Raw genomic sequence first — 12,391 nt, 5'->3', positions numbered from 1 at the left:
GGTTTGGTAGGATGCAGGAAACATATTGGTTTAGGGGAGCTGCACTGAGGCTCCCTATTTTTTGTCCCCTTTATTGTCTCAAAGCCCTGTACCGCATGACGTTGAGTACCCTTGTCACCCGTTAAGCGCTGAAAATAGTCCTTTATCTGCTCATCTTGAAGTGGTTTTAAGTATATTGCTCCTTTGAGAGCATCTATTTGAACGTTAGCAGTTTCATATTCTTCTCTTCGGCAGCAAACAATAAATCCATGTGGTGATCTTTCTGCAAGGAAAACATTGATTGCTTTTATACATTTTCGCTGTCTTATCAAGCCAATTTCATCAAGGCTATCCACTAGTGGAATAATGTCGTCATCCTGAAGCCATTGGTTGACAACTAGCTTGTTAATTCCATAGCCACCTTCTGGCTTAGGCTTACTAAGCCTGTCAGCAATCCATTCCTCAATAGTTTGCCCATCATCCCACGTGGTTAGCTCCAAAAGGACAGGGATAGGAAAGCTCTCATCCGCATGGGCTCGTTTTAATAAACCCTGCGCTAGATGAAGTAATTCGGTTGTCTTGCCTGCTCCTGGATCTCCTAAAATCAATAGTTGACCTTGGCTTTGATCAAAAAAGTCTATTATTTTTTGGGTCGGTTCTAGTGTGATCGGTGAAGACTTCTGCCTTGCAAAGTATTGGAAATCACGATCAAGAAAGAACTCATTAAAAAAAGAAGATACCTCCCGATTGTCCTTAGGGATGAGTTTATTTTTATGCTTGCCTACCTGCTGTGGCTGATCTTCTATATTGAGGTCGGCTTTGACGCCTTCGTGAAGAGAGCCTTTTAATTGATCGTCAACATTACGTTTAACTTTGCTTAAAAGATTACGTCGACTCTTTTGTTTATCATCACTATCAAACAGCACCGAATGCCGAATTGGACTTTCTATCCCCAGCCATCCAAGTATGCCGGACAGCTTATCACCTATGTCCAAAACGAACAGAAGTGCTACCCCTATTAAAGGGAATACTGCCCAAACCCAAGGAACAGGAACAGCCTCCTGTAACTTTTCCAGTAGACTTGACCAAGTGATAGGTTCTGGTTGCCCTATGGAAGGCAGGAGAAAGGCGGTTGCAGTCCATTCGGTGATTGCTGACATTCTTGCTTGCTACCCCTCCTGGGCTTCCTATTGCTGACGCCTTTGAATCAAGGCTTTAACCCGATTAAAAATAGAGTGGACGATGCTCATGATTCGGGTAAAGAGCGCCTTCCTCTGTCATAGCGCGATCGCATCCCTCAAAACCTGATCGCGAATCAGGTCGTGCAGTGTAACTGACTCTGCCACATCGACCGATCGCCCCAGCAAGTCTTCTAGCTCTTGCTTGAAACCAATGTGATCGAGCAAGCTCCGGCCCGGCTCAAGATCGATTAAAAAATCGACATCGCTATCGGCCTGGGCTTCTCCACGAGCTACTGAGCCAAATATCCGGATATTAGACGCACCATACTTCTCGGCCAGTGCCAGAATTTCGGCCCAATTGGCTTTAAGACTTTCTAGCGATACAACCATGCCCAGGCAAAGGGGAACGTAAGTTTGTTTTATCCTAGCAGGGGCGATCGCCCTATTCCCCAGCTAACCTCACCTGGTCAACAGCAGCAGCATACAAACGGCTGACGAGTGCGATCGCACCTTCCCGATCAATCGGTTGATCAGTCTCTAGCAGTGACCCGTATCTGATCTGTGCAGCAAACGCGCTGTACTGCTGCAACGCTTCAAAAGAGTCTATGTTGTAGCCCTTCTCCTCCAGCGATCGCAGCAAACTCCCTAAATCGTGAATGAACGGATAAACCTCCCCGATCGCAGCGATCCAGGCTTTGAGACATTTCTCCGTAGCTTGCTGCACATGGAGCCCAAAGATCTCATCGGCAAAAACCTCTGCATCCCGCATTCCCTCAAGGGCGCATAGACCATTCGCTGAGATTTTCAGTGATACTCTGGCCTGATCCACATCGTTCATAGATCACCCTTCCCTCCTGCAAAGCCCTGGTAGTGACGTGGTTGCGGCTGCCCTTCCAGTCTTCCACTTCCTGCTGGCTGTAGAGCAAAATATCCGTTGGCACACCCAACTTACCCACCGACTTTGAAATGCGGGTTATTTCCTTAATGCGGCTGCGGTGCGGCCCAAACCCGTCTGCCGTCACTACCAGCAAATCTACATCCGAGTGCGGCCCTGCCGTACCTCGCGCCTGGGAGCCAAACAGCACAATCTGCTCCGGGGCCACCGCCTGCACAATGACCGCCGTCATCTGCTCCAGCAGTTCTGGCGTCAGCGTTGGAAGCACAACCATACCTAACCCTCTCGGCGTAAGGTGTCCCTATTCTACCGTTACCTTTTTAGCCGGTTGCGCAGCAGACCAACGTCGAGCTTAGCTCCGGGAAGACCGCTTTCCTTGCTATGGGGCGATGGCAACGATGCGATCGCGCTGGGTTCGCGATCGCACATCGAGGAATGCTGCCTTTGAGGTCATCGGTTGAGTGGTGGGCAATGCCCACCCTACGTTTGTGCCCTTTGAGAGGCTAACCCTGGGCTAAAAAGTGTCTCGGGCAGCAGGGGAACCGTTTTCCCCTGCTGCCCGAAGGGCTTACCGCACCAGAACGGGCTTCTCCACCTGGTAGGTCGCGAGAATGCGCTCGGCCATCTGGGGCGGGGTCAGCCCCAGGGTAGCCTTTGACTGGTCGGGGGAGGCGTGGTCCACCAGCACGTCGGGCACCCCAATGCGCAACACTTGGGCAGACACCTGGGCATCCAAAATCGACTCGGCCACGGCGGAGCCAAAACCGCCCATGAGGCAACCTTCTTCCAGAGTCACCACTTTGCCGATCTGTTTCGCCAAAGGCAGAATCAGTTCCTCATCGAGGGGTTTGGCAAAGCGGGCATTGACGACAGTGGCCTCAATGCCGTGCTCGCTGAGAATTTCGGCAGTTTGCATGGCAGGGTAGACCATGGAGCCATAGCCCAGTAGCAGCACATCGTCGCCCTGACGCAGCACCTCGGCCTGGCCTATGGGTAGAGGTTCCCAGCCTTCTTCCATTAGGGGAGCGCCGTAACCACTGCCACGGGGATAGCGCATGGCGATCGCCCCTTTGGTGTAGTTAATGCCGGTCACCAGCATGCGCTGTAGCTCGGCCTCGTCTTTGGGGGCCATCAGCACAATGTTGGGAATACAGCGCAGGTAGGCGATGTCGTAGAGGCCCTGGTGGGTCGGCCCATCGGCCCCGACAATGCCCGCCCGGTCGAGACAGAAGAACACCGGCAATTTTTGAATGCAGACGTCGTGGACAATCTGGTCGAAGCCGCGCTGGAGGAAGGTGGAGTAGATGGCGGCCACCGGGCGCATGCCCTCGCAGGCCAGCCCTGCCGCCAGGGTAATAGCGTGCTGCTCGGCAATGCCCACGTCAATGTACTGCTTGGGCAGCGCCTGCTGGAGCTTGTCTAGCCCGGTACCGGTGGCCATGGCGGCGGTAATGCCGACGATTTTGGGATTGTCTTCGGCCAGCTTGATTAGGGTTTCGGCAAACACCTTAGAGTAGCTGGGGGGTTTGGGCTTGGTGGAGGGCACGCCCTTGCCGGTGGAGAGGTTGAAGGGCGACTGGGCGTGGTAGCCAACCTGGTCTTTTTCGGCGATCGCATAGCCCTTGCCCTTAGTCGTCGATACATGCACCAGCACCGGCCCTGTGTGCTTGTGAGCTTCTTTAAAGGTGGCAATCAGCTCCTGCAGATTGTGGCCATCTACCGGCCCCATATAGGTAAAGCCCAGCTCCTCAAACACAGCCCCTACTTTGGGCACCGCTAGCCGCTTCATGCCTTCTTTGACCCGGTCGAGCTCAGGGGAGAGCGACTCGCCCACAAAGGGAATGTGCTTGAACTGCTCTTCTAGATTATCGGTAAGAAATTGAACCGGCGGGCTCAGGCGCATTTTGTTGAGGTAGCGCGGAATTGCCCCGACGTTGGGTGAAATCGACATCTCATTGTCGTTGAGCACCACTAGCAGATTGGTGTTGGGCAGGTGCCCGGCGTGGTTGATCGCCTCTAGGGCCATGCCGCCCGTGAGTGCACCGTCGCCAATGATGGCGGCTACTTTATAGTCGTCGCCGCTCAAATCGCGGGCCAGGGCCATCCCGAGTGCCGAGGAAATACTGGTGGAGGCATGGCCAGCCCCGAAGTGGTCAAACTTGCTTTCGCTGCGCTTGAGGTAGCCTGCCACCCCGTCTTTTTGACGCAGGGTATGAAAGTTGTGGTAACGCCCGGTAATTAGCTTGTGGGGATAGGCCTGGTGGCCCACATCCCAGGTGACCCTATCGCGATCGAGGTCGAGGGTCTGATAGAGCGCCAAGGTTAACTCTACGACACCCAGCCCTGGGCCTAAGTGCCCCCCGCTAGCTGCCACAGTCTCCAGGTGCTTTTCGCGAATCTGGCGAGCCACGTCTTCAAGCTGGCGAATCGTCAGACCATGGAGTTGATTGGGGTGAGTAATGTCACTCAGGTGCATACTGCCTTAACCTCTGCGTCACGCAATTGAGTTTTTCCTGCTAATCTTCACTGTAGAAGATTCAACGACCAGAAACATTGGGAAGGGCAGGCATTGATCTAAACCAATGCTGCCTAAGCTAAATTGAAGGTGCTAATCCCCTGTAGTTAATTGATCAACAGACTGTAACCGCTAATTACGACCGTTAACCAACTGATATAACCTTTAACGTTCTGTTATGGTTCATTTTCTTGCTTTTGTTGTTCGTCGCCAGTGCCCTGTAATACCGTTTGCTCTGGTGGCAGGTCTGGCGGCTCCTATGGTGATGTTGTCTGCCCCGCGCGCGATCGCCAACGATTTTGAGACCTGCACCAGCCGCTTGATCGGGGCCGGCCTAGAAACGGCGGCGGCGGCTGGAGCCTGCGGACAGGCACTGCACCCCACCGACCTAGCCAGCTGCACCCTTGATGTCACGGGTGTGGCCGAGGTAAGTGCCGAGCAAGCGTTGACGGCCTGCCAGAGCGATCGCAGACCCAATGAACTGGCCACCTGCGTGACCGACATTTACCGCAGCCTGGACGTGGCTAGCGCCACTGCCGTACTCAACAACTGCCGACTCAGCGTCTTGCCGGTGCGCTTTGCCGACTGCGTGGTGGGTGTTGCTGACGCGGCTACCCTGTCTACCGCTGAGTCGATGAATCGCTGTATTGCCGCGGGCTATCGTCCTGAAGATGTGGCTCCCACCTTTATTTTCTCTCGCTAGCTGGCAGGAGTTGTGGTCTCGTCAGGGATGACTTTCTGCCCTATGCTGCGAGTGCGATGGTCTGCCGCTAGTCGGTCGGGAGCCTCGCTGGCGCTGACTGAGAGATAGCAAGCCACCGCAAAAACTAGAGGCCGGGGTTTACTCTGCTGGGTTCTGTCGCGTATAGTAGTAGACTGTGTCTGTGATAAAGGTCTTACGACTAGAGAAACCAAATGGCCAAGAAAAGCATGGTGGCGCGGGAGCGCAAGCGGGAAAAGCTGGTAGCTAAGTACGCGAGCAAGCGCGAAGCGCTGCTGGAAGAGTTCAATAGCGCCCAAAACCAGCAAGAACGGGTGGCTATTCACCGCAAAATTCAACAGCTGCCCCGCAACAGCGCACCGACTCGTCTGCACAACCGCTGCTGGATGACCGGTCGCCCCAGGGGTTACTATCGTGACTTTGGCCTGTGCCGCAACAAGCTGCGGGAGATGGCTCACCAGGGTCTGTTGCCCGGTGTCGTCAAGTCGAGTTGGTAGATTTCGCCGATCGAGATTCGAGCTAGCGCAAGATTCTATGCCAAAGTTTTGGCTGCGTAAATTGAATTGAATTCAGATTTGCGATCAACCCAGGCCCACTACGCGATATCGCTATCTGCATTTTGGTCATCCGAGGGCTTTCCGACTCGGTTGGTCTCAAGGGTAGTAGAGCGCCCACAGCAGCGATCGATGCCCAGGCTGTCAAACAGCAGGTCGCCCACAGCGTTGGCCACGGTAAACTCACCGTAGAAACTTTCTGAAAAATCAAATGCCTGAAGCTCAGTCAAAATTGCCATCACTAAGGAACCCACGTCGTTTTCGCCCTCCATGCGCTGGCGCACAAACACCTGGGAAACGCGATCGGCAATGGAGCGATTGGCCGGTTCAGGCAGGTATTCGGCATTGAGCCAGGTCAGCAGAGCAGCCTTGAGCCATCGTCCCTCTTGATAAACGTCCTGGGGGGGCGGCAGCATAATGGGGTTGAGGGGGTCAGTCATCGGCGCAGCAAATGGGGCAACCTGAGAAAACCTTATGTACACTCAATACTACCGTCTCAGCCTCTGATCCCGAGCTAAGCGTGGCTGAGCGTAACGAATCCTCAACTCGCCCCTTGCTGCCCTTTGCAAATACAACGCCGTGATCCCCACCAAGTATGACCTAGACGCCATTATTCGCGGTTACTCCCAAGGGTATTTTTTGATGGCCGATGGCGAGGGCGACGATCTGGGCTGGTATGCCAGCCGTCAGCGCACGCTGATTCCCCTAGATGACCGGTTTCGATTTCCTAAATCGCTGCGGCGGGCCTTGAACCAAAACCGGTTTCGAGTGGCGATTAACCAGGCGTTTGAGGAGGTGGTGAGCGGTTGCGCCGATCGCGACACTACCTGGATATCTCAAGAGCTTAAGCAGGTCTACGTTGAACTCCACCGGGCGGGGTGGGCCTATAGCTTTGAAACCTGGCAGGGAGATGAATTGGCTGGCGGCATTCTGGGTCTGGTAATCGGCGGCGCGTTCATTGGCGAGTCAATGTTTTTTCGCATTTCTGAGGGCTCGAAAGTAGCGATGGTGAAGCTGGTCGAGCACCTGCGGCAGCGACACTTTGCCCTGTTTGATGCCCAAATGATGAACCCTCACCTAGAGCGGTTTGGGGCCTATATGGTTGGCGATCGCGACTATAAGAGTCTGCTCAAAATTGCCCTGAAGCAAAACTGTAGTTTTCTATAGCAGCCCTCGCCTCCTCCACCGTCGTACCTGCGATCGATGGTCTGTCAGGTGTTAGACGCCCTGATCGCGGATGGGCACAGTACCCAGGATGGCTTTGGCCAGAAAGATGGCCTGGCCACTGACAAAAACGCGAAAGCGTGGCTCACTCGGGCCACCAAAGGGGATCTGGTCGCGCCAGGGTGAAAGGCCAAACGCCTGCAATTTGTCATGCAGCGCCTCAGCCTGGTGTCTAGATTTGAAGCAGCCAACGCAGTGATCATGGCGCATCGCCATGATGTGTCGAAAGAAGTACTGGCAGGCCTGCGATTCACTCGTTGAGGCGTAGATGGGCGCTGAGTCTTGGCCGCGCTCGGTGTAGTAGACCTGCCACTGGGTGCCATTGTGCGTGAGGCAGAAGGCATCAGATGCCGTGCCGCGATCGCCAATGGCATACAGCGCTGGGTTACAGCCCTGATCCGCTAGGCGTCGCGACAGATCGTCAATAGTCATAGCATCTCATGATGACGTGAAGAGCAGGCCCAAGGCCTCAGGGTACCCAATGCCCCACGCCCAAACATAGGAGTCATAGACCTGCTCAAATACCGCTGACGTAGTAGTCGCGAGTGCCCTTATCGTTGAGCGCATCGCCCAGACGCTCCAGGGCATGCACGTAGGCGGCGGTGCGGGGCGGAATCGCCAACTCCTGAGCGATCGCCCAGATGCGCTCGGCCTCAGTCACTATCATGGTTTTGAGGCGGGCGTTGACATCCTCCAGCGACCAGTAGAGACCGCTGCGGTTTTGCACCCACTCAAAATAGCTCACCGTCACCCCACCGGCATTGACCAAAATATCGGGGAATATATAAATGCCTTTGGCGTTGAGGATGTCATCAGCCTCGGAGGTAATGGGGCCATTGGCCACCTCAAAGATGTAGCGGGCTCGAATCGTATCGGCATTGGTAGCTGTAATCTGGTTTTCTAAGGCCGCTGGCACCAAAATATCGACATCCAGGCTCAGCAGCTCTTCGTTAGTGATGTCTGTATGGTCATTGATGACGTTACACACTGTACCCTCGCAGTACACGGCTTTGAGGCTGCGAGTCGAGGCCTTAAACTGCTGAATGCTAGGGATATCTAGCCCCTGGGCCGCATAGATACCCCCCTGGGAGTCGCTCACGGCTACAACCTGATACCCCGCATCAAACAGCAATCGGGCGATGACGCTGCCGGCGTTGCCAAACCCCTGGACTGCGACGGTGGTTTGATGGGGCGCCTTGTTGAATCGTCCCATCAGTGCTTGCAGCACATAGAAAGCACCGGTACCCGTGGCGGTGTCGCGCCCTTGACTGCCGCCCATGCTCAGGGGTTTACCGGTGATCACCGCCGGGCTCAGCTTGCGGCAAATGATGCTGTACTGATCCATCATCCAGCCCATGATCATGGGGTTGGTGTAGACATCGGGGGCGGGCACATCGACATCGGGGCCGATGAAGTTAGCGATCGCATCGATATAGCCCCGACTCAACCGCTCTAGCTCAAACTTTGACAGCTCCTTGGGGTTGACCGTCACCCCGCCCTTAGCCCCACCCAGGGGTAGATTCAGCGCCGCACACTTAAACGTCATCCAAAACGCCAGCGACTGCACCTCGTCGAGGGTGACATCGGGGTGAAACCGAATGCCGCCTTTAGTCGGCCCACGGGTATCGTCGTAGCGCACCCGATAGCCCTGAAAAACCTTCAGGGTGCCATCATCCATGCGCACCGGAATTGACACCGTCAGGCTGGCTTTGGGGTAGCGCAGCCGCTCAGAGGCATCGTCAGAAATGGAAACGTACTTCAGCGCTCGCTCTAAACGGCGGTTGGCGTCAGACAAAATTGAGGTGGCCATGGGCTAACACCAGAGAATGAAGGGAAGGGAAGACAGCAAAACGTGCCCCTTATTTAAGGTTCCATCAAGGAGAATCGGCCCGGCCAAAAAGTAATATTTTGTATTGTACGCTACTATTTCCTGTCGAGTCTATGCGAATTTCCTATAAAGCCGCATAGACTAATACTCCACGGCGCAAGTTTAGATACTATTTCTTAGGGCTCGGGAGCAGCAGGGGAGCCAAGCGATCCGGGACGGTGGACATATTTCAGCCTTCGAGTACTAGTACCGAAAGGCAGAAGTAAGAAGGCAGAAGGCAGAAGGCAGAAGGCAGAACGGGAACCCCAGGCCTCATAAGTGTTTCCGCGTGAGTAAACAGCTGGGTTATTGCCGCCTCAGAGTACTAGTCGTAGGGTAGAAAATACTCATGGTCGTTACAGATTAGCCACAGACCATTAGCCGAGATATTGCTAACCACTGCCTGGGAAGTAATGCCTCCATTCATTTTTGAAGTCGTCATCATATTCCTTAACTAGCTTTTGTCTTTGTAGACTTCTCTGCGGTGTTTACATTGTAGAATTTTTACCTTGAACTCTTCGTCAGAAATTTCGTATCTGATACGATAATCTCCAACTCTGAGTCGATATTGATGGTCATAGCCTTTGAGCTTAGAAACTCCAGGTGGCCGTGGTTCTGATTTGAGTGCCAAAATCTTTTCCTGAACCTTGAGCCTGATCGAAGCAGGGAGTTAAAAAATCTGCTTCCATGGCCTTTCTAAGGGCCACATTCTTGCCAATATCCCAGTCGATCTTTTTGAGGGTTTCGGTGCCTTTGTCTTTGACCAGGCTGGTAATCAAGCCACCCAGGCCAGCGGCGGCGGCTCCGATTAGGGGTTCAAATCCGGTCATGGCGGAGGCGGGGGTGGCGGTTGCCCACTACTATAACCTGGTAATCTTAATTGTTCGGTAGCTGTAGCCAACGCACAGTTGGCGAGGTAAATGTGGCATAGATGTCATGCATTCGATCGATGGCCAGCACTGCGGTTTATTGGGTACTGCGCAGCTAGATTTGCTGATTCGAGATAATGCGATCGCCGTCGTCCCTTTAACCGTCCAGCAAGCGGAAATTGCCTGCCAAGCCTATTTCAACTACGGCAAGGGGCGTCATCCTGCCTGCCCAGATCAATCTGGGAGATGGCTGTTGCTATGCGTTAGCCAAAGTTGCAGAGCAGCCGCTGCTGTTTAAGGGTGACGACCTCTCTCAGCCAGCCAGACCCAGAGTGGTCCACTGAGTCGAATGTAACCATTGAAATTTTCTGGGCGATCGCAGCCAAAACCCCTGCCCACAACCCGCTATCCTAGATAATGTGCTGCACTCGGTGAAAATTCTATGGATACCAAGGCTTTTAAGCGCTCCCTCAACCACTCCGACAAGTACTTTCGCCAGGGGTTTGGCCACGGGGAAGCGGTCGCTGGCCAGATGCAGACCGAGTACAACAGCGGCCTGATTCAGGATATTCGTGACCGCAGCTATACCCTCACTCGCGGCGAGGTCACCATCAAACTGGCCCAGTCCTTTGGCTTTTGCTGGGGGGTCGAGCGGGCGGTGGCCATGGCCTACGAAACCCGCCAGCACTTCCCCACCGAGCGGATTTGGATCACTAACGAAATTATCCACAACCCCAGCGTCAACCAGCGCCTCAAAGACATGGCGGTGGAGTTTATCGAAGTGGTCAACGGCGAGAAAAATTTTGCCGTAGTGGGCCAGGGCGACGTGGTGATTTTACCCGCCTTTGGGGCCAGCGTGCAGGAGATGCAGCTGCTCAACGACAAGCGCTGCACCATCGTCGATACCACCTGCCCCTGGGTGTCTAAGGTCTGGAACACGGTTGAAAAGCACAAGCGCAAAGACCACACCTCCATCATCCACGGCAAGTACAACCACGAAGAAACCGTGGCCACTAGCTCCTTTGCGGGCAAATACCTGGTGGTGCTGAATCTCGATCAGGCCCATTATGTGGCCGATTACATTCTCAAGGGCGGCGACCGAGCCGAGTTTATGGCCAAATTTGGCAACGCCTGCTCCGCCGGGTTTGACCCCGACCGCGATCTCGATCGCATCGGCATTGCCAACCAGACCACCATGCTCAAGGGCGAAACCGAGCAGATCGGCAAGCTCTTTGAGCACACCATGCTCAAGAAATACGGCCCCCAGGCCCTCAACGACCACTTCCTCAGCTTTAACACTATCTGTGACGCCACCCAAGAGCGCCAGGATGCCATGTTTGAGCTGGTCGATGAAGCCCTAGATCTAATGGTGGTGATCGGCGGCTACAACTCGTCAAACACCACCCACCTGCAAGAGATTGCGATCGAGCGCCAGATTCCCTCTTACCACATCGACAGCGCCAGCCGCATTGGCCCCGGCAACCGCATTGAGCATAAACAGCTCCATGGCGACATGACGGTGACCGAGGGCTGGCTGCCCGACGGCCCTATTGTTGTAGGGGTGACCTCTGGCGCGTCTACCCCCGATCGCTCGGTAGAAGATACTATCGAGGATATTTTTGCCATTAAAGCGGCCATGGCGGCGGTGTAGAGCAGGCCCAAAAAAATGGCCCTCAACCCTGGGGTTAAAGGCCATTCTCTCTAAGGATGCAGGGATCAAGACTAACTGGTTGAGAGCTACTCGTCGCCGGCTAGGCGCTCAGTAATGGCCTGTTGCAGAGCCGGGTCTTGCTGGGCCTGGGCCAAGATCTGCTCAAATTCGTCGACGGTCAGATCTTCGGCCTCAATGGCCGCCTCCATCTCCTGGCCTGCATTGGCCTGGAGTGCAGCAATTTGCTCGGTGGCCGCGGCAAACTGCTCGGCCTGGGTCGGGTCGATGTCAGCGGCGGTATCAGGAGACTGCTGGGCGGCTGCGATCGCATTGTAGTCATCCACCGTCAGCCCCTCGGCTTCGACAGCGGCGACGATCTCGGGCTGCACGGCCTGTTGAATGTTCTGGATGGCCTGATAGGCGCTGACAAAGTTGTCGATTTGGTTCTCAGACACCTCAATCGGGGCGGCCTGGCTGGGTGCTGGTTCGGTCTGCTCCTGGGCTACAGCGGCAGCGGGGGCTCCCAGTATGAGGGTAGCCGCCAGCAGGCCTTTGAGTAACGTTGAAGGTTTCATCGCGATTGTCCTCGCATATCATCAACTAGAAGTTCGCCGATGCAAACTCTTGCTGAACGTCGGTCAGACGCCCATGGGTTGATACCCTAGGGGGCGATCGTGGCGCCAGGATGACGAGGGTGTGACAAAGTTGTGACTCTCCGCGATCGCGCTGGGCTCCGAGGGGCGTTCTCTAGCCAATGTGTGTTCTGCTAAAAACTTTTCTGAGTAATCTGGGAGTGAAATAACCTTGCTAAGTAGGCGGTTGAAATTAAATGTAAGATAGCGGGGTAGCTAGAGTGCCCCAAAATGCCCGCCCCACTACGCATCATACTAACCGAGGAAGAAGATCGGACGTTGAGCGAACTTCGAGAGGCTCAG

General features: G+C 54.6%; 13 protein-coding genes and 2 pseudogenes. 4 read left to right on the top strand and 11 right to left on the bottom strand.

Annotated elements, in window-relative coordinates:
* From IQ254_RS25460 to dxs, 5 genes are all read right to left on the bottom strand, one after another.
* A partial coding sequence (locus IQ254_RS25460; protein ID WP_313887567.1) for a hypothetical protein occupies positions 1-1,139 on the bottom strand: 1,139 nt, incomplete at its 3' end.
* A gap of 117 nt (positions 1,140-1,256) precedes the next feature.
* Positions 1,257-1,550, bottom strand: a complete 294-nt coding sequence (locus tag IQ254_RS25455) for a nucleotidyltransferase family protein (protein ID WP_193968958.1) — start codon at positions 1,548-1,550, stop codon at positions 1,257-1,259.
* A 52-nt stretch (positions 1,551-1,602) separates the two neighbouring features.
* Complete coding sequence (locus tag IQ254_RS25450; protein WP_193968957.1) at positions 1,603-1,929, bottom strand: HEPN domain-containing protein; 327 nt, start codon at positions 1,927-1,929, stop codon at positions 1,603-1,605.
* A gap of 4 nt (positions 1,930-1,933) precedes the next feature.
* Positions 1,934-2,329 carry a nucleotidyltransferase domain-containing protein gene (locus tag IQ254_RS25445; RefSeq protein ID WP_193968956.1) on the bottom strand — a complete coding sequence of 132 codons (396 nt, stop codon included), beginning with the start codon at positions 2,327-2,329 and terminating at the stop codon, positions 1,934-1,936.
* Positions 2,330-2,623: 294 nt separating this feature from the next.
* Positions 2,624-4,531, bottom strand: coding sequence for a 1-deoxy-D-xylulose-5-phosphate synthase (gene dxs / locus IQ254_RS25440; RefSeq protein WP_193968955.1), 1,908 nt, complete (start codon positions 4,529-4,531; stop codon positions 2,624-2,626).
* A gap of 217 nt (positions 4,532-4,748) precedes the next feature.
* Here dxs and IQ254_RS25435 point away from each other — a divergent pair, with 217 nt between their 5' ends.
* Complete coding sequence (locus IQ254_RS25435) at positions 4,749-5,273, top strand: hypothetical protein (RefSeq protein WP_193968954.1); 525 nt, start codon at positions 4,749-4,751, stop codon at positions 5,271-5,273.
* Positions 5,274-5,485: 212 nt separating this feature from the next.
* Positions 5,486-5,788: a 30S ribosomal protein S14 gene (gene rpsN, locus IQ254_RS25430; RefSeq protein ID WP_193968953.1), complete on the top strand. Its 303-nt coding sequence runs from the start codon at positions 5,486-5,488 to the stop codon at positions 5,786-5,788.
* A 170-nt stretch (positions 5,789-5,958) separates the two neighbouring features.
* Here rpsN and IQ254_RS25425 read toward each other — a convergent pair.
* Positions 5,959-6,285 (bottom strand): annotated as a pseudogene (locus IQ254_RS25425) (hypothetical protein); the annotation flags it as partial.
* 139 nt (positions 6,286-6,424) lie between these two features.
* Here IQ254_RS25425 and aat point away from each other — a divergent pair.
* Entirely contained in the window at positions 6,425-7,012 is a 588-nt protein-coding gene (aat, locus tag IQ254_RS25420; protein ID WP_193968951.1) for a leucyl/phenylalanyl-tRNA--protein transferase, read from the top strand.
* A gap of 51 nt (positions 7,013-7,063) precedes the next feature.
* Here aat and IQ254_RS25415 read toward each other — a convergent pair whose 3' ends face one another.
* The 4 genes and pseudogenes from IQ254_RS25415 to IQ254_RS25400 form a co-directional block, all read right to left on the bottom strand.
* Positions 7,064-7,501, bottom strand: a complete 438-nt coding sequence (locus IQ254_RS25415) for an SPOR domain-containing protein (protein ID WP_193968950.1) — start codon at positions 7,499-7,501, stop codon at positions 7,064-7,066.
* Between the two features lie 85 nt (positions 7,502-7,586).
* On the bottom strand, positions 7,587-8,879 hold the full coding sequence (locus IQ254_RS25410; RefSeq protein ID WP_193968949.1) for a Glu/Leu/Phe/Val dehydrogenase: 1,293 nt from the start codon (positions 8,877-8,879) through the stop codon (positions 7,587-7,589).
* 511 nt (positions 8,880-9,390) lie between these two features.
* Positions 9,391-9,645: pseudogene (locus tag IQ254_RS32770) on the bottom strand (type II toxin-antitoxin system RelE/ParE family toxin).
* The gene (locus IQ254_RS25400) at positions 9,527-9,766 is read right to left on the bottom strand and encodes a hypothetical protein (RefSeq protein ID WP_193968959.1); all 240 of its coding nucleotides are present in this window, start codon (positions 9,764-9,766) and stop codon (positions 9,527-9,529) included. Before IQ254_RS25400 ends, IQ254_RS32770 begins: the two are co-directional and overlap by 119 nt.
* 481 nt (positions 9,767-10,247) lie before the next feature.
* On the opposite strand from IQ254_RS25400, the gene IQ254_RS25395 reads away from it, so the two are divergent.
* Positions 10,248-11,456: a 4-hydroxy-3-methylbut-2-enyl diphosphate reductase gene (locus tag IQ254_RS25395; RefSeq protein WP_193968948.1), complete on the top strand. Its 1,209-nt coding sequence runs from the start codon at positions 10,248-10,250 to the stop codon at positions 11,454-11,456.
* Positions 11,457-11,542: 86 nt separating this feature from the next.
* Here the strand turns inward: IQ254_RS25395 and IQ254_RS25390 are convergent, their stop codons facing one another.
* Positions 11,543-12,031: a DUF4168 domain-containing protein gene (locus IQ254_RS25390; protein WP_193968947.1), complete on the bottom strand. Its 489-nt coding sequence runs from the start codon at positions 12,029-12,031 to the stop codon at positions 11,543-11,545.
* Between the last annotated feature and the right edge of the window lie 360 nt (positions 12,032-12,391).

The organism is Nodosilinea sp. LEGE 07088, from assembly GCF_015207395.1.
Classification (GTDB): domain Bacteria; phylum Cyanobacteriota; class Cyanobacteriia; order Phormidesmidales; family Phormidesmidaceae; genus Nodosilinea.
Note: the sequence above shows the minus strand (reverse complement) of the source record. Positions and strands in the feature narration are given on the sequence as shown.